General features: G+C 64.1%; 13 protein-coding genes. 7 read left to right on the top strand and 6 right to left on the bottom strand.

The window, feature by feature from the left end:
- The first annotated feature begins 256 nt into the window (after positions 1–256).
- The 3 genes from G5C33_RS11625 to G5C33_RS11615 are packed head-to-tail and all read left to right on the top strand — an operon-like array spanning position 257 to position 2,666.
- A complete protein-coding gene (locus G5C33_RS11625) occupies positions 257–1,507 on the top strand; it encodes a lipoprotein-releasing ABC transporter permease subunit (protein ID WP_165327363.1) in 1,251 nt (416 codons plus the stop codon).
- Positions 1,500–2,174 (top strand): ABC transporter ATP-binding protein, encoded by a 675-nt coding sequence (locus G5C33_RS11620; protein ID WP_165327362.1) that lies wholly within the window; start codon positions 1,500–1,502, stop codon positions 2,172–2,174. The genes G5C33_RS11625 and G5C33_RS11620 overlap by 8 nt, the downstream gene beginning before the upstream one ends.
- A gap of 18 nt (positions 2,175–2,192) precedes the next feature.
- On the top strand, positions 2,193–2,666 hold the full coding sequence (locus G5C33_RS11615; protein WP_206518548.1) for a glutathione peroxidase: 474 nt from the start codon (positions 2,193–2,195) through the stop codon (positions 2,664–2,666).
- A gap of 1 nt (position 2,667) precedes the next feature.
- On the opposite strand, the gene G5C33_RS11610 is transcribed toward G5C33_RS11615, so the two are convergent.
- Positions 2,668–3,099, bottom strand: coding sequence for a hypothetical protein (locus tag G5C33_RS11610; protein ID WP_165327361.1), 432 nt, complete (start codon positions 3,097–3,099; stop codon positions 2,668–2,670).
- 1 nt (position 3,100) lies between these two features.
- Positions 3,101–3,583, bottom strand: a complete 483-nt coding sequence (locus tag G5C33_RS11605; protein ID WP_165327360.1) for a hypothetical protein — start codon at positions 3,581–3,583, stop codon at positions 3,101–3,103.
- Positions 3,584–3,931: 348 nt separating this feature from the next.
- Here G5C33_RS11605 and dnaE point away from each other — a divergent pair, with 348 nt between their 5' ends.
- Both dnaE and G5C33_RS11595 read left to right on the top strand, forming a co-directional pair.
- A complete protein-coding gene (gene dnaE / locus G5C33_RS11600; protein WP_165327359.1) occupies positions 3,932–7,492 on the top strand; it encodes a DNA polymerase III subunit alpha in 3,561 nt (1,186 codons plus the stop codon).
- A 76-nt stretch (positions 7,493–7,568) separates the two neighbouring features.
- Positions 7,569–9,164, top strand: coding sequence for a long-chain fatty acid--CoA ligase (locus tag G5C33_RS11595; RefSeq protein ID WP_165327358.1), 1,596 nt, complete (start codon positions 7,569–7,571; stop codon positions 9,162–9,164).
- A 58-nt stretch (positions 9,165–9,222) separates the two neighbouring features.
- Here G5C33_RS11595 and G5C33_RS11590 read toward each other — a convergent pair whose 3' ends face one another.
- Positions 9,223–11,847, bottom strand: a complete 2,625-nt coding sequence (locus G5C33_RS11590) for a M1 family metallopeptidase (protein WP_165327357.1) — start codon at positions 11,845–11,847, stop codon at positions 9,223–9,225.
- A gap of 71 nt (positions 11,848–11,918) precedes the next feature.
- Positions 11,919–12,995, bottom strand: a complete 1,077-nt coding sequence (locus G5C33_RS11585; RefSeq protein ID WP_165327356.1) for a PA0069 family radical SAM protein — start codon at positions 12,993–12,995, stop codon at positions 11,919–11,921.
- Positions 12,996–13,047: 52 nt separating this feature from the next.
- Here G5C33_RS11585 and G5C33_RS11580 point away from each other — a divergent pair, with 52 nt between their 5' ends.
- Both G5C33_RS11580 and G5C33_RS11575 read left to right on the top strand, forming a co-directional pair.
- Positions 13,048–13,389 (top strand): VOC family protein, encoded by a 342-nt coding sequence (locus tag G5C33_RS11580; protein ID WP_165327355.1) that lies wholly within the window; start codon positions 13,048–13,050, stop codon positions 13,387–13,389.
- Between the two features lie 77 nt (positions 13,390–13,466).
- A complete protein-coding gene (locus tag G5C33_RS11575) occupies positions 13,467–14,000 on the top strand; it encodes a YbjN domain-containing protein (protein WP_165327354.1) in 534 nt (177 codons plus the stop codon).
- 3 nt (positions 14,001–14,003) lie between these two features.
- Here G5C33_RS11575 and moaB read toward each other — a convergent pair whose 3' ends face one another.
- Both moaB and G5C33_RS11565 read right to left on the bottom strand, forming a co-directional pair.
- Positions 14,004–14,531 (bottom strand): molybdenum cofactor biosynthesis protein B, encoded by a 528-nt coding sequence (gene moaB, locus G5C33_RS11570; protein WP_165327353.1) that lies wholly within the window; start codon positions 14,529–14,531, stop codon positions 14,004–14,006.
- On the bottom strand, positions 14,521–16,326 hold the full coding sequence (locus G5C33_RS11565) for a lytic transglycosylase domain-containing protein (protein WP_228275293.1): 1,806 nt from the start codon (positions 16,324–16,326) through the stop codon (positions 14,521–14,523). Before G5C33_RS11565 ends, moaB begins: the two co-directional genes overlap by 11 nt.
- Positions 16,327–16,328: the final 2 nt, after the last annotated feature.

The following is a 16,328-nucleotide window of genomic DNA, read 5'->3' as shown; positions in this document are numbered from 1 at the left end:
GCCCCCTTTGTCGGCTCTGGCCCGCACGCTCGTCCTCCGACAAGCGGGGCCTGAAGCCTCCCCGAACCACGGCCTTTTCGCCTGCGCTTCGATGCCTGTTTGCTACGGCGCTCGACGGCCTTTGTCACCGGATATGCGCATGTGTGGCGCAAATTGGAGTCCGGCTGTGGCGTGAACGCAACAGCTTTGCCATTTGCCAGCGGGGCCGAACCTGCCCTAGAGCAGCCGCCTGTCCACGGTTTCGGGATCTCTCCGCATGCTTTTGTCGCGCTACGAGCGAATGGTCGCCCGTCGCTATCTCCTGCCGGGTCGCGGCGAGGCCTTTATCGCTGTGGTGGCCGGAATCAGCCTCGGCGCAGTCATGCTCGGGGTCGCCGCGTTGATCGTGGTGATGAGCGTGATGAACGGTTTTCGCGCCGAGCTCTTCGACAAGATCACCGGCCTCAACGGCCACGCGGTAATCCAGGGCTATGGCGGCCAGTTGCGCGACTGGCGCGAAATCGTCGAGGAAGTCCGTGCGACGCCCGGCGTGACAAGTGCCACGCCGCTGATCGAACAGCCGCTGTTCGCGACCTTCAACGGGCGTGCCGAAGCCGTGCTGGTGCGCGGAATGCAGATCGAGGACATTCGCAACAATCCGGTACTCGACGGCAAGGAAGTGATCGGAACGCTCGGTTCGCTGACGCCCGGCTGCGAATGCGTCGGTATCGGATCGCGGCTAGCCGATCAGCTCGGCGCCACCGTGGGCAGCAGCATTTCGATCATGAACCCACTCGGATCGAGCACGCCCTTCGGCACCGTTCCGCGCATCGTGAAGTATCGCGTGGCCACGATCTTCGAAGTCGGCATCTACGATTACGACAAGGCGTTCGTCGTCATGCCGATGTCCGATGCGCAGACGCTGTTGCTGCTGGGCGACGCGGTGGGGATGGTCGAAATCGATACCGAGGACCCCGACCGGGTGGACCAGATCCTTGCGCCGCTCAACGACAAGGTGGGCGAACAGGGGCAGCTGATCGACTGGCGGATGATGAATTCGGAGCTTTTCGAAGCGCTTTCGGTCGATCGTGTCGTTACTTCGACCGTGCTGTCGCTGATCATCGTCGTTGCGGCGTTCAACATCCTCTCCTCGCTGATCATGCTGGTGCGCGCCAAGACCCGCGACATCGCGATTCTGCGCACGATGGGCGCTTCGCGTTCGAGCATGCTGAGAATTTTCATCACGGTCGGCACGACCATCGGAACGCTCGGTATCGGCGCGGGGCTGGTGCTCGCGGCGATCTTCATCACCTTCCGCCAGCAGGTCGTTTCGTTCATCGGGCTCGTTACCGGACAAAATATCTGGGACCCGCAGATGCGCTTCCTCAGCGAGCTGCCCGCCAAGACCGATCCCTGGGAAGTGTTCGGCGTGGTGGTGACGGCTTTCATTCTCACCTTCCTTGCCACGCTGATCCCGGCGTTCCGCGCGGCGGGAACCGATCCGGTCGAGGTGCTTCGCTATGAATGAGGCTGTCGTGGAAATTCGCGACCTGCGGCGCAGCTTCACCCAGGGCGGCGTTACGATCGACGTGCTGCGCGGCGTGGATCTGAGGATCGGCAAGGGCGAAATCGTCGCGCTTCTGGGCCCCTCGGGTTCGGGCAAGTCGACGATGTTGCAGGCCGTCGGCCTGCTCGAAGGCGGCTTTGAGGGATCGATTCGGATCGGCGGCAAGGAAGCTGCGCAGCTCGACGCCAGGGGGCGCACCGAGATGCGGCGGGAGATGCTGGGCTTCGTTTACCAATTCCACCATCTTCTGCCCGATTTCAACGCGCAGGAGAATGTCGTCCTGCCACAGCTGATCCACGGCGCCACGCGGGCCGATGCCGATGCGCGTGCGGAGAAGCTGCTCGGCGCGCTGGGCCTTTCGCAGCGGTTGGCGCATCGGCCGAGCCAGCTTTCGGGCGGCGAGCAGCAGCGAGTCGCGGTGGCGCGCGCGCTGGCGACGCAACCGGCGCTTGTGCTTGCCGACGAACCCACGGGCAATCTCGACGAAGCCACTGCCGATGTCGTGCTTGCCGAATTCCTGCGGCTGGTGCGCGAAGAGGGCTCATCCGCGCTGGTCGCGACGCATAACGAACGGCTGGCAAAGCAGATGGATCGGATCGTACGGTTGCACGAAGGGCATCTGGAATAGGCGCGAGGGGGGCTGGAGATGATCCACGACATACCGGTGAAGACGGCCGATGGTGGGGAAACCACGCTGGCCGACCATGCCGGAAAGGTGCTGCTGATCGTCAACACCGCGTCCAAATGCGGTTTCACCCCGCAATATGAAGGGCTGGAGGCGCTTCACCGCCGCTATGCCGGGCGCGGGTTCAGCGTGCTGGCCTTTCCCTGCAACCAGTTCGGTGCACAGGAGCCTGGCGACGCGGCCGAGATCGCGAATTTCTGCACCACCAGATATGACGTGACCTTTCCCGTCCTTGGCAAGATCGACGTCAACGGCAACAACACCGCGCCGCTCTACAAGGCACTCAAACAGGCCGCGCCGGGCGTACTCGGCACAAAGGCGATCAAATGGAACTTCACCAAGTTCCTGATCGACCGGGCGGGTAAGGTGGTGGGGCGCCACGGCCCCACCACCGCCCCCCAGGCGCTCGCGGAGGAAATCGAGCGCCTGTTGTAGGTCAGCGTCCGTTGCCCGCCTGGGGCAGCAGGATCACATACTGACCGTTGGCATCGACATTCTCGACATCTGCGGGTGCGTCGCTGGTGCGCAGCAGCTTGCCGAGCTGAGTCAGCGCGCCGAACATGTTGATCGCTCCGGCAAGCGGGCGACCGCGCGGATCGCGGCGTGATTTGGACGGCGCGTTGCGCGGTGCCCGACGCGGCGGTACAGGCGCGTTGCGCTGCATCCTCGCCGCGACCGACGCGGCATCGCCGCTACGGCCGAATTCCCGCCACACCACGCGAAAGCCGCGCGGCACTTCGGTCCATTCGCCTTCATGGGCACGGATCAGATCGCAGCCGCACTGATGACAGCTGGAAAAATCCAGCCCCTGATTGTGGTGATGCACCGAATCGGCCGTATGGCCCATAAGCTTGCAAAGACCAGTCATTTCAATGACCTCCATTTGCCATGTCCGCGCCACTGGCCTGGATTTGCCAGGCGGTGATTTCGCGGAGCGTTTCGTCCTCGCTTTCCAGCGCGAGGTCCGGGTTCCAGATTTCGAAATTGTCTCCCGCGCCGACGAACAGCGCACGCGCGCCGATCCGGCCGAGATGCCGCATCGCGGCGGGAAGTTGCGCCCTGTCCGACTGGCGAGCCAGCGGTTCGACCAGGCCGAAGCTGCGACGCACGCGGCGATGATGTCCGCGTGGGTCTCGACCCACGCGTTCGTCGGCGATCCGCCGCCGCTCGGTCCGCCGGCGAAGGGTGCGAAGATGATTCTGGCCATAGCCGACCAGACAAGGATCGGTTTCGTGCCGGGCGACGATCAACTGGCCGCTGTCGGGCGATCCGCGGAGCGCCTCGGCGACGAAGCCGGGAAGCGCGACATTGCCGTCGCCATCCACTTCGCAAAGCGCGCTACCGTGAAACATGGTTAACATTCCAACCCTCGATAAGCCGTTCAAAACATTCACAGGAAGTTCAGTGCGAATCGCCTAACCACCTGTGTTGTCGAGCGAAAATCCTTCGCTCCACATTCGCCATAATATCGCCTCAATCTGATCCTGCGATGAACCGTTCATTTTGATCGACGAAATGTTAACGATGTTCTCGCCCGAAAATGGTTGCGGCACCACTCAGGAGGAATCCAAACGCGGGCTCGCACGCTAGGGATTTTTCCCGGTGGTCGCGTCGATGCTCGCGTTCTAGTCGATGAGAAAGCTGTGGATTTCTTCCCGATCCGGCTTGGCAAGACGGCGCCGGGCAAACTAGGCTCGGATATGGCGCATTCTGGTTTCGTTCCGCTTCGGGTTTTTTCGTCCTACACCATGCTGGAAGGGGCGATTGATCCGAAAAAGATCGCCAAACGGGCTCGTGAGCTGGGATTCCCGGCGGTAGCGGTGGCCGACCGCAACGGTCTTTACGCGGCGATGGCCTTTTCCGACGCCTGCATGAACGCCGGCGTGCAACCGATCATCGGCACGCTGCTTGCCGTCGCGCGGCCGGGCACGCCCGAGGGCAAGCCGCCGATCATCGACTGGCTGGCGCTCTATGCGCAGGACGAGGTCGGCTATGAGAATCTGTGCGCGCTGGTGTCGATGGCGCATCTCGACCGGCCGATCGAGGATGACGCACATGTCCCATTCGAAGCGCTGGAGCGCCGCACCGACGGACTGATCGCGCTGACGGCGGGCGGCGAGGGCGCATTGGCGCGGCTTTATGCCGAAGGGCTTGATTCGGTCGCAGAAGGCTATGCAGACCGGCTGCAGGCATTGTTCGGCGACCGGCTCTATATCGAATTGTCGCGGCGACTCGACGAAATCGAAGGTGCCGCCGAGCCCAGGCTGCTCGACCTTGCCTATGCGCGCGGCCTGCCGATCGTCGCGACCAATCCGTGCTGTTTCGCCGAAGAGGATTTTCACCAGGCGCATGATGCGATGCTGTGCATCGCGAATTCGAGCTATGTCGCCAGCGATGACCGCCCGCGCAGCTCGCCCGACGCATGGATGAAACCCGCCGGCGAAATGCGCGCCGCGTTCGACGATCTGCCCGAAGCGATCGCCAATACGCTGGTCGTCGCGCAGCGCTGCGCGGTTTCGGCACCCAAGCGTAAGCCGATTCTTCCCAGCCTTGCCGGCGACCGTGAAGGTGAAGCCGCCAGGCTGCGGGCGGATGCGCATGCCGGGCTGCTCGCGCGGTTGCGCAAGATCGTCGCGTTCGAGGAAGGCATTGCCCGCGCCGAAGCCAGCGGTGGCGAGGAACTGGCTAATTCCGCCGATGACTGGAGCGAGGAAGCACTGCGCGAGCGCTTTCCCGAATATTTCCGGCGGCTTGACTATGAACTCGACATCATCGTCGACATGGGCTTCCCGGGCTATTTCCTGATCGTTGCCGATTTCATCAAATGGGCAAAGGATCACGATATCCCGGTCGGGCCGGGCCGTGGTTCGGGCGCGGGTTCGGCAGTGGCATGGGCGCTGACCATCACCGATCTCGATCCGCTCGATCTGGGGCTGCTGTTCGAACGTTTCCTCAATCCCGAGCGTGTGTCGATGCCTGACTTCGACATCGACTTCTGCGAAACGCGGCGCGGCGAAGTCATCCGCTACGTCCAGCAGAAATACGGCCGCGATACCGTGGCGCAGATCATCACCTTCGGAACGATGAAAGCGCGCGCGGTGCTCAAGGATACCGGGCGTGTGCTGCAGATGAGCTACGGTCAGGTCGATCGCCTCGCCAAGCTCGTCCCCAATCATCCCACCGATCCCTGGACGCTCGACCGCGCGCTCAATGGCGTCAGCGAGCTTCACAGCGAATATCAGAACGATTCGGACGTGCGCCTGCTCTGGGATCTCGCCGCCAAGCTCGAAGGGTTGCCGCGCCACAGCTCGACGCACGCCGCCGGCGTGGTGATCGGCGACCGGCCCCTGTCAGAGCTGATCCCGCTTTATCGCGATCCGCGTTCGGACATGCCGGTTACGCAGTTCGACATGAAGTTTGTCGAAGGCGCCGGGCTGGTGAAGTTCGACTTTCTCGGTCTCAAGACGCTTTCGGTGCTGCAGAAGGCAGTGCAGTTGCTCGCCAAACGCGGGATCGAAGTCGATCTTTCGGCGCTCAGCTGGGACGACGAGGGCGTTTACGAACTGCTCCAGCGCGGCGACACCGTCGGCGTGTTCCAGCTTGAATCAGAGGGGATGCGGCGGACGCTGGCGGCAGTGCGCCCGTCGAACTTCGGCGACATCATCGCGCTGGTCTCGCTCTATCGGCCGGGGCCGATGGACAACATCCCGCTGTTCGGCGCGCGCAAGAACGGGCGCGAGACGATCGAATATCCGCACCCGCTGCTGGAGCCGGTGCTCAAGGAAACCTACGGAATCTTCGTCTATCAGGAACAGGTGATGCAGGCCGCGCAGATCCTGGCCGGCTACAGCCTTGGCGGCGCGGACATGCTTCGCCGCGCGATGGGCAAGAAGAAGCAGGAAGAGATGGACAAGCAGCGCGCCATCTTCGTCGCCGGTTGCGCCGAAAAGAACGGGATCGACGAGGCCAAGGCCAATGAGTTGTTCGACATCATCGACAAGTTTGCCGGCTATGGCTTCAACAAGTCGCACGCCGCCGCCTATGCGCTGCTCGCCTATCAGACAGCATGGCTGAAGGCGCATCACCCGCAGGAATTCTTTGCGGCATCGATGTGTTACGACATCGACCAGACCGACAAGCTGGCGGTGTTCGTCGACGATATGAAGCGCGCCGAGATTCCGTGTCTGGCGCCGGACATCAATGCCAGCGAAGCGGAGTTTTCGGTGGAGGAAGACGCCGAACAGGGGCTCGCGGTGCGCTATGCGCTGGCGGGGCTGAAGGGCGTTGGCGAGCGTGCGATGGAACAGCTTGTAGCCGAGCGGGAAGAGCAGGGCCGCTTTGCATCGCTCGACGAGTTCGCCAATCGCGTCGATCCGCGGCTGATCAACAAGCGTCAACTGGAAACGCTGGCGAATGCGGGCGCGTTCGATTCGATCAACCCCGACCGGGCGTCGGTGCATGCCGCGGCGGAAACACTGCTCGCCGTGGCGCAGAGCACGCATGCCAATCGCACGAGCGGGCAGGGCGGGCTGTTCGGCGACACTGCTTCCGAAGTCAACGCCATCCAGCTGCCGACCAATGCCCATTGGTCGCTGGCGCAGCGGATCCAGGCGGAGAAGGACGCGTTCGGCTTCTATTTCTCGGCCCATCCGCTCGATCGCTACGCGCATCTGGCAAAGGTGCACGGCGCGCGTTCGCTCGCCAGCCTGTCCGAAATCGCGATCCCCGAGGGCGCGCGGATCGGCGCGACGGTCGCGGCACTGATCGAGGATGCGCGCTGGCGTACCTCGGCGCGTGGCAATCGCTATCTGATGGCGGGGATTTCCGACGCGACAGGTCAGTTCGTCACGACCTGTTTCGACGAAGAGGCATCGAACGCGCTTGAGGATTGCGCCCGCGACGGTGGTTGCGCGGTCCTGACGGTCGAACTCGATCGCAGGGCAGGTGAAGAGACGCCCCGAGTGACCGTGCGGCGTGTCCAGCCCTTCGAAAGCCTGGCGAATGCCGCCCGGCTGGTGCTGGATCTCACCATCGAAAGCGCCGAGGTTCTCGCGAGTCTTGCCGATCTGGTCGGTGATCAGCGGGGTGGGCGTGGCGAATTGCGCATACGCGGCCCGCTTGGCGAGGATGGGGAAGTCGAGCTTGTGCTCGGCCGCGATTTCCGGCTGGACGGAGAGCTTGCCGAACGGATCGAGGCATTGCCGGGCGTGGCTTCAGCGGAGTTGCGCGACGCCGAGCCACGGCTCGCCTCGGTCGCCTGACCGTCGCCCCGCACGCCTCTCGACATCCCGACCCGTGCCACTAGGCTGACCGAAAACAATATTCGGAGAGGCTGCGATGTTTGGTGGGATGCAGGAGCACGAGCTGCGCGTCATGCGCTTGCTCGACCATGCGGAAAAGGAACATTGGAATCGCGAACTCGTCAGCCATTGGGCTGACGGCAGCGAGACGCGTACCAACTGGGCCGGCGTCGCGCGCGATGCACGCAAGCTTGCCGCGGCGCTCGAGCGGATGGGCGTGAAGCCGGGCGACCGCGTGGCGACGATGGGCATGAACCATCACCGCCACCTAATCGCCTGGTATGGCGCGATCGGAATGGGTGGCATCATCCACACTATCAATCCGCGCCTGTTCGAGGAGCAACTCGCCTTCATCGGCAATCATGCAGAGGACAAGGTACTGATCTACGATCGCGCCTTTGCGCCGATCGTCGAAAAGCTGAAGCCGCAATGGGAAACGATCGAGCATTATATCGTGTTCGACGGCGACGGCCCCGACAGTTTCGAAGCCGTGCTCGCACAGGAAGACGGCAATTACGACTGGGTCGACGGGTCGGAGCGCGATCCGTGCATGCTCTGCTATACCAGCGGGACGACGGGCAACCCCAAGGGCGTGCTCTATACCCATCGCTCAACGGTGATCCATGCGATCACCGAGCTACAGCCGGATGTATTCGGCCTCGGGCAGAAATCCGTGTGCATGCCGATCGTGCCGCTGTTCCACGCGGTCGGCTGGGGGTTGCCTTTCGCCGCGCCTGCCTGCGGCTGCAAGGTGGTGATGTCGGCGGTCAATGATCCGGCGGTCCTTTGCGACCTGATGAACCGCGAAAAGGTGACGCACAGCGCCGGCGTTCCCACCGTGTGGTTCGCGCTGTTCGGCCATATCGATGCCGCCGGTGAGGCACCCGAACATCTGGAAGTCGTCACCATCGGCGGTTCGGCCGCGCCGCGGGCGATGATCGAACGGATCATGAAGATGGGCGCGCGGGTCAACCACGCCTGGGGCATGACCGAAACCTCCCCCATCGGCACAATCGGCGCCCCGCCGCCCGACTGGGACGCGATGCCCCTCGAGGAGCAGCTCGATCTGGCGGTGAAGCAGGGAAAGGTGCCGTTCGGCATCGAAATGCGCGTGACCGGCGAAGACGGCATGGCCCTGCCGCGCGATGGCGAAAGCTCCGGCCACCTTCAGGTGCGCGGTCCCTGGGTGATCGACACCTATTTCAAGGAGGATAGCGGCCCGTGCCTGACCGCCGACGGCTGGTTCGACACCGGTGACGTGGCGGTCATTCACTCCGACGGCACGATGCAGATCACCGATCGCGCCAAGGATGTCATCAAGTCGGGCGGCGAATGGATCAGCTCGGTCGAGCTGGAAAACGCCGCCGTGGGCACGGAAGGGGTCGCCGAAGCCGCAGCGATCGGGGTGCATCATCCCAAATGGGAGGAGCGCCCGATCCTGCTTGTCGTCCGCAAGCCGGGCAGCGATGTGAGCGCGGAGGATATTCGGGCCTATCTGGCGCGGCACGTCGCGAAATGGTGGCTGCCCGACGAAATCCATTTCGTCGAGGACCTGCCGCACACTGCGACCGGCAAGCTCCTCAAGACTGAACTTCGCGCCAAGTATCGCGATTACAGCATCGCCGAAGCGTGACCCGCGCATGAACGGATAACCGGCCGGCGGCGTTTCTGCCTGCCGGCCGGTTTTGCCGTTACTCGGCGATCGAGAGAAACGCCTCGCTCACGCTCTCTGCCTTGGCCCCACGGAACGCCACGCAGTTGCGGATCCGTTCGACCGAACGGCGCAGACTGAGCGTGCCGCCGGCACCTTCGACCGCGGGAATCATCGTGTTCTCCAGCGTATCGGCGGCTTCGGCGGTGCAGAGCTGGCCGAATGCTCCGCCTCCCCGCGCGAAGAAGATGCCGCCGCCATTGCCCGCCAACTCACCGAAATTTTCGGAGAGATAGGCGAAGGCCGCATCGCGAGCTCCCGGGCTGCCCAGCAATTCATAGAGCGCCGAGAGACGATATTGGGCCGGGAAGCTGTCACTGGTCAGCGTGGTCATCAGGAACTGCCCGATTTCCGGGTTGTCGCTCTGAGTCAGGGCGCCCAGCATGTTCTGCTGCAGCGCCTGAGCGGCAAAGGCCGCACCGCGTTCGTTGGCGGCAATGCGCGCGGCCGTTCCGACAAAGGCCGGGTCGAGCGCATCGTGATCGCCCGCAAGATATGCGTCCAGCGCCGTGAGCAGCCGCGTGCGCAATTCCGCGTCTGCGCCTGCGCCGGCGACCAGATCGATCAGGTCGGCGCGCAATTTACGGCGATCCGAATCATCTTCGGCATAGGTGCCGCTGGCCAGGTCGCTGCCCAGGCCCTGCAGCGCGGGGCGATAGATATCGGCGATGGTTGCGCGCCATGCCGGCTCGGCAGCTTCCGAAATCAGTCCCTGATCCTTCAGCCGGGCCAGACCCTGGCCGATTTCGACCGACACTTCATGGTCGGGGTGGCTGGCGAATACGTGCGCCGCGGCGACGAGCGACTCGACCGGCAGCCGGCCCGACCGGAAGCCGGCCCAGAGACTGTCGGCCACGGCGATGGCTTCGCCCGCGGGAAGCGTGTCGGCGGTTGCAATCAGTGCGTTCCAGTCCGCCGAGGGCAGGTCGAAACGATAATAGCCCTGGCCGCCGGCATTGGGGATCAGCGGCCCGTCGCCCGGAACGGCCGGCAACGCCATGCGGGGCTGGTCGAGCAAGGTGCAAACGCGCTCGGCATCGCCGCGGCGCACGCAGAGTGGGACGATCCACTGCCGGGGCTCGGGCGTGGTGCCCAGATGCGCATAGGGCTGCTGCGTGGCGACATAGCCGTCGCCTTCGCGCCGCAGCGTGATCAGCGGTACACCCTGCTGATCGACGAAGCTGCGAAGCGCATCGAGGACGCGCGGATCGTCCGCGGCAGTGGCAAGCGAAGCGAAGAAATCGTCGGTCGCGGCAGTGCCATAGGAATGGCGCTTCATGTGGAGCCGCACGCCGTCGCGAAACTTCTCGTCGCCAAGATACTCGGCGATCATCGCCACAACCTGGCCGCCCTTGCCGTAGGTGATCTGATCGAACGCCGAATCGACGTTGGAATCGTCGGTGATCCGTTCGTGGATCGGCCGGCCGACCGTCAGCGAGTCGAGGTCCATCGCATCGAATCCTTCGCGTACGGCGCCATTGTCGATGTCGAGATCGGGGCGCCATTCGCTGCCGATGCGATAGCCCATCCAGTTGGCGAAGCTTTCGTTGAGCCAGATGTCGTCCCACCAGGCAGGCGTGGCATAGTCTCCGAACCACTGGTGGGCCAGTTCGTGCGCGATCACCATGCCGAAGAGGCGTTTGTCATCGCGCGTGGCATCCTCTGCCAGCAGCAGGATGTCGTCTCCGTAGATATCGGCGCCTGCATTCTCCATCGCGCCCGGCATGATCGGCGATCCGATCTGATCGAGCTTGGGGAAGGGGAAGGCCTGATCGAAATAGGATTCGAGCAGCGCCACGATCGGGCCGCTTTCCTCCAGCGCGAATTGCATGCGCTCGGCATTGGGCTGGGTTGCCACGATGCGCAGCGGGATCGGTTCGGAACGCTGTGGCGTCGCCGGAATGGTCGTTTCAGCCGTCACGAACGGGCCCGTTACCAGCGCGACCAGATAGGTCGGCAGCGGTGGCGACTTGGCGAAATAATGTCGCACCAGATTGCCTTCGGTCTCCTCGCGCAGCTGCGGCATGTTCGACAGGGCGACATTGCCCGGCGCTGTGGCTATGCTGACGGTGAAGGGCGTCTTGTAGCCGGGCTCGTCGAAGCCGGGAAAAGCGGCACGCGCGTCGATCGACTGGAACTGCGTCCAGCTGTACCACTGGTCTTCGACATTGACGCGATAGAGGCCCGAAGGCTGGTCTTCGGTCAGCGACCCTTCATAGTCGAACTTCAGCGTGATCCGCCCCGCAGGCAATTCGCGGCCGAAATCGATCCGGGCCAGCCCGAACGGATTGACCTGTTCGAAGGTGATCGGAAAGCTGCGTCCGCCGGCTTCGACCGTCGCTTCACTGACGTCCAGATCGCGGCCGTGGATATAGATTTTCGTCGCGCTTTCGTTGAGCGTCGCGTCGATCTCCGTATGACCCGAAAAGGTCGGGCTTTCGGGCAGGATTGTGAAATCGATCCGATAGGCGGTCGGCGTGGCGGTGTCGGGAAGCTTGCCGGTCGGAACCGTCGTTTCCTGACTGGTGGCCTGGGAAGGCGGTGTCTGGGCGGTCGCCGTGCCGATGCTGAATGCAACGCAGGCGATCGAGAAAAGCCGACGCATCAAGGATCCTTTCGTTTCGCAAGCGCGAACAGTGGGTACGACTCGCGACGTAGAGCCAATGTTACAGTGTCTCAATCGAATAATTCGCCCTGCGGGCCGCGCGGCGGCCGAAACAGATCGGTGCGGACGCGCGGAGCCTCCCGATCGAGCCCGTAGCGTCTTGCCGCGATGCGAAAGCGCTTGCGCATCAGATCGGCCCATACGCCCTGACCCTGCATGCGGGAGAAGAATTGCGGATCATTGTCGCGATCGCCGCCGCGTACCGAACGGATCGTCGCCATCACCTTGCCGGCACGATCGGGAAAATGGGCTTCCAGCCAGTCGCGAAACAGCGGCGCCACTTCGTGCGGCAGGCGGACCGGAATGAAGGACGCCGCCCACGCACCCGATTCGGCTGCGCGTTCCAGGATGTGCTCGATTTCATAGTCGGTGATCATCGGCACCACCGGGGCAATCGACACGAAGACGGGAATTCCGGCATCGGCAAGACGGCGCACTGCCGTCAGCCGCCGTTCGGGGTGCGGCGCGCGCGGTTCGAGCGTCATCGCGACAGCGGGATCGAGCGAAGTGATCGAGATCATCGCGGAGGCGAGTCCCTGTTCGGCCATCGGCGCGAGCAGATCGATATCGCGCGTGATCCGATCCGACTTGGTGGTGATCGTCACCGGATGCCGCGTTTCGGCCAGAACCTCCAGGCAACCGCGCATGATGCGCCACTCGCGCTCGATCGGCTGATAGGGATCGGTATTCGTCCCGAACGCAATGGCGCGGCAGGCATAGCCTGGTCGCGCCAGCGCTTCGCGCAGCAGGGCAGGGGCATCGGGCTTGGCGAACAGCCGCGTTTCGAAATCGAGCCCGGGCGACAGATCGTGATAGGCATGGGTCGGCCGCGCAAAACAGTAGATGCAGCCATGCTCACAGCCGCGATAGGGATTGATCGAGCGGTCAAATGGGATGTCGGGCGAGCTGTTTCGCGTGATGATGGTCCGCGGCGTTTCAACAGTCACGGTGGTCCGCAGCGGCGGCGGCGCGCCGTCTATCGTCTCGCGCGTATCGAGCCAGTCGCCATCCGCCTCGCGTTCGGGCAGCCCGAAACGCCCGCTTTGGCGGTTGCCTGTCGCGCCGCGTACCGCTCGTCGTTTCGCCATTGCGCTAGGATAGTCGGCAGAGTAGAACATATCAAGAACAATGGAGGTCGTGATGGCGCGTCTGAATTATCTCGAACTGCCGGTGGGCGACGTTCCCCGGCTCAAGCAATTTTATGGCAGTGCCTTTGGATGGCAGTTTGCCGATTTCGGCCCGACCTATGCCGCCACGACCACAGGCGACGTCGACCTCGGTCTGGAAGGGGATGCGGAGAACGGCGTTGCGAAGATGCTGCCGGTTATCGAAGTCGAAAGTCTCGAGGAAGCGCGCGACAGGGTCGTGGCCGCGGGAGGAACCGTTACTGTTCCGATTTTCGGTTTTCCGGGTGGCCGACGTTTCCACTTCCGTGACCCGCAGGGACATGAACTCGGCGTGTGGACCCCGGAACGGGACTGACCGGCCCGCAAGCCCCATTGCCGGGACGCGCGGCGGCTGGCAGGATTGCGGGGAAGGGGGCTACACCTATGATGCGCATGTCTCTGCTGATCGGCGGGGTGTGGCTGTTGCTTTTTGCCGGCACAGCAAGCGCGCAGGATCGCGATCCATGCGCTGCGGACATGGTCTGCGCGAGTGCGCCGCAATCGGTATTCGCTGCGATGGAAGCCGCCGAACTGGATCCGGTCATGGCCACGGACGGCATCGGCGATCCGATGATCGAAAGCGATGCCGAGGCCTTCCATTTCGACGTCTATTTCTACGGCTGCGAGGAGCATCGCAATTGCGATTCGCTACGGTTCGAAGTCGCGTTTTCACCCGGTGACTTCAACACGATCGAGCTCGCCAATGACTGGAATGCCAGCAAGCGTTTCTTGCAGGCTTCGGTGAAGGAGGATGGTCGATTTGCCCTGGCCTATGATGTCGGCACCATCGGCGGCCTCAACCAGCGCAACTTCGCCGATGTGCTCGACTGGTGGCACTCGATGCTCGAGGAGTTCCAGGAGTTCGTCCAACAGCGCGTGTCGGTATCGCAGACGGAACCCGAAACCGTCGCGGTCCCGGGAAAGTGACGCTCAGCGCTCGGTAAGGCGCGGCATCAGCTCGACGAAGTTGCAGGGGCGGTGCCGGATGTCGAGCTGGTCCCTGAGGATTCCGTCCCAGCCGTCCTTCACGGCGCCGGTCGAACCGGGCAGTGCGAAGAGATAGGTGCCGCGCGCCACGCCCGCTGTCGCGCGCGACTGGACGGTCGAGGTCCCGATCGTCTGATAGCTGAGCCATCGGAACAGCTCGCCGAAGCCTGGAATTTCCTTTTCCCATACCCGGGCGAAGGCTTCGGGAGTCACGTCGCGCCCGGTAACCCCGGTACCGCCGGTGGAAATGACGGCATCGATCCCGGGATCGTCGATCCAGAGGGTCAGTTGTTCCGCGATCCGATCGGCATCGTCGGGCAGTATGATGCGCGCGGCCAGTTCATGACCGGCGTCGCGTAGCCGCGCGACCAGCGTGTCGCCCGAACGATCGTCCTCCGGCCCGCGCGTATCAGAAACCGTCAGGACGGCGACGCGAATCGGACGGAAGGGGATGTTTTCGTCAATTGGCACCGCTGGCCGCCGAAAAGCCGGGAGCCGCGCTCATTCGTACCGCCGATTCGCCCGGCATGCCGGGGAAACGCGGCCAGAGGCCCTGTGCCAGCGCCGCGCGGCTCGCCGATGCTTTGCCCTCCTGCCGCTCGTACATCCAGTAATTGCGCAGCACGATCATCACATAGCCGCGGGTTTCCCAATAAGGGATGCTTTCGATGTAGAGCAGCGGATCGCCATTGTCGCGAACCGTGGCGTTCCATTCGGAAACCGGCGTCGGACCCGCATTATATGCCGCGATTACCTTGGGCAGTAGTCCGCCGGTGAAGGAGGAACTGCGCAACTGCTCAAGATAGCTCTGGCCGACTTCCATGTTCACCGAAGGGTCGGTGAGATCGGCATTGGCATAGTTGACGCCGCGATCGCGGCTGATGTCGATTGCCGCGCCCTGCTTGACCTGCATCAGCCCCATAGCGCCGGCAGCGCTACGCACATCCGCGCGGAAGCGCGATTCCTGCAGCGTATGCGCGTAGACGAGCGCGCGATCGACGCGCCAGCCGCCGTCGGGCGTCCAGTTGGGCGCGGGATAGCGCGCGAGCTCCGCCGCGGGTGTGCCGCTCGGCGCGTTGTGCGAAAGCCAGAGCTGCGTTTCCGGGAGGTTGAGCCGCCCGGCGAGACGAACCAGCGCAGGGTGGTCCTCGGCGGTTTCCAGTCGGGCCTGATGCCGCAGCACTTCGTCGGCCAGGCCGTTTTCGCCGATCTCGATCAGCGCGGCGGCGACACGGATATTGGGATAGCGTTCCAGCGACCGCCAGTCCTGAACGACATAGGCTTCACCGCCAGCGGCGCGATCCGAAATGCCCAGCGATTCCTGGGCGAGCATGCCGTAAAAGGTCTCGCCATATTGCGCCGCCGCCTTCAGGCTGGGCGCCACGCGTTCGGGATGGCCGCACGCCATGTCAGCGCGCGAGAGCCAGTAAAGGCCGGCCGAGCGCATTTCGCCGTCGCCCGCGCGCACGCTAACGGCGTTGAAGGCCTCGGCGGCGCCTTCGCAATCGCCCTGGCGCCAGGCTGCCAGGCCCTGCACCCAGTCGCCCAGCGCGGCGAAATCGCCGACGCCCTGCTGCGCCTGTGCCGCCATGCGACGGGCATTGGCGTCGTCATTGGCCGCATAATAGATCCATGCGACTTTCTGCTGCCATTCCGTGAGCGCGTCCGCGGGAAGGTCCGGCGCGAACTGGCCGAGCAGCGCTTCGGCCCCGGCGCCGTCATCGGCCTTGATATAGGGCTGCATCGCCAGGATGACTTCGGTCGTCGTGCTGTTCGTGCTGATCGAGCGCAGCCGCTGGCGCACCGGCGCGCCGTTGAACCAGCGAAGCGACTGTTCGCGGGGGAGCGACGGCGTGGTCGTTGCGCCGCGCAGATCGGCGAGGCGCGAAAGCTGTCCGGCCTGGGGCAGTTCGGGCGCCTGTTCGAGCAGTGCGAGCAATGGCTGCAATTCGACGCGTGGCGAGCCGGCCGCGGTGTAGAGTTCGGCGCGGGCAATCGGATGCAGGATGCCCGGGCGCATCGCGTCGAGCAGTTGCTGCGCGTCTTCCCAGCGCTGGCCGCGAATCGCGGCGAACACCTCGGCGTACTGGCGCCGCTGGTCGGCATTCAGCTGGTCGGGAATCCCGTCTCCGTCGCGCACGGCGCTTGCCGTGGGCGTGGGGTCGGCGGCGAGCGCGAGCACCGATTCGGGCAGTTCGAGGCGGCCGCTTTCGGCGTGGGCGGCTGCAGGCATCGAAAGCGCGGCCGCGGCAATGAATATACGCATGG

The sequence above is a fragment of the Sphingosinithalassobacter tenebrarum genome (genome assembly GCF_011057975.1).
In the GTDB taxonomy this organism is placed as follows: Bacteria; Pseudomonadota; Alphaproteobacteria; order Sphingomonadales; family Sphingomonadaceae; genus Sphingomonas; species Sphingomonas tenebrarum.
This window is presented reverse-complemented; position numbering and strand designations above follow the sequence as displayed.

What these genes read in the sequence shown, in the direction of transcription:
- G5C33_RS11625 (WP_165327363.1), top strand. Translation starts at nt 257, where the DNA reads ATGCTTTTGTCGCGCTACGAGCGAATGGTCGCCCGTCGCTATCTCCTG.
- G5C33_RS11620 (WP_165327362.1), top strand. Translation starts at nt 1,500, where the DNA reads ATGAATGAGGCTGTCGTGGAAATTCGCGACCTGCGGCGCAGCTTCACC.
- G5C33_RS11615 (WP_206518548.1), top strand. Translation starts at nt 2,193, where the DNA reads ATGATCCACGACATACCGGTGAAGACGGCCGATGGTGGGGAAACCACG.
- G5C33_RS11610 (WP_165327361.1), bottom strand. Translation starts at nt 3,099, where the DNA reads ATGACTGGTCTTTGCAAGCTTATGGGCCATACGGCCGATTCGGTGCAT.
- G5C33_RS11605 (WP_165327360.1), bottom strand. Translation starts at nt 3,583, where the DNA reads ATGTTTCACGGTAGCGCGCTTTGCGAAGTGGATGGCGACGGCAATGTC.
- dnaE (WP_165327359.1), top strand. Translation starts at nt 3,932, where the DNA reads ATGGCGCATTCTGGTTTCGTTCCGCTTCGGGTTTTTTCGTCCTACACC.
- G5C33_RS11595 (WP_165327358.1), top strand. Translation starts at nt 7,569, where the DNA reads ATGTTTGGTGGGATGCAGGAGCACGAGCTGCGCGTCATGCGCTTGCTC.
- G5C33_RS11590 (WP_165327357.1), bottom strand. Translation starts at nt 11,847, where the DNA reads ATGCGTCGGCTTTTCTCGATCGCCTGCGTTGCATTCAGCATCGGCACG.
- G5C33_RS11585 (WP_165327356.1), bottom strand. Translation starts at nt 12,995, where the DNA reads ATGGCGAAACGACGAGCGGTACGCGGCGCGACAGGCAACCGCCAAAGC.
- G5C33_RS11580 (WP_165327355.1), top strand. Translation starts at nt 13,048, where the DNA reads ATGGCGCGTCTGAATTATCTCGAACTGCCGGTGGGCGACGTTCCCCGG.
- G5C33_RS11575 (WP_165327354.1), top strand. Translation starts at nt 13,467, where the DNA reads ATGTCTCTGCTGATCGGCGGGGTGTGGCTGTTGCTTTTTGCCGGCACA.
- G5C33_RS11565 (WP_228275293.1), bottom strand. Translation starts at nt 16,326, where the DNA reads ATGCGTATATTCATTGCCGCGGCCGCGCTTTCGATGCCTGCAGCCGCC.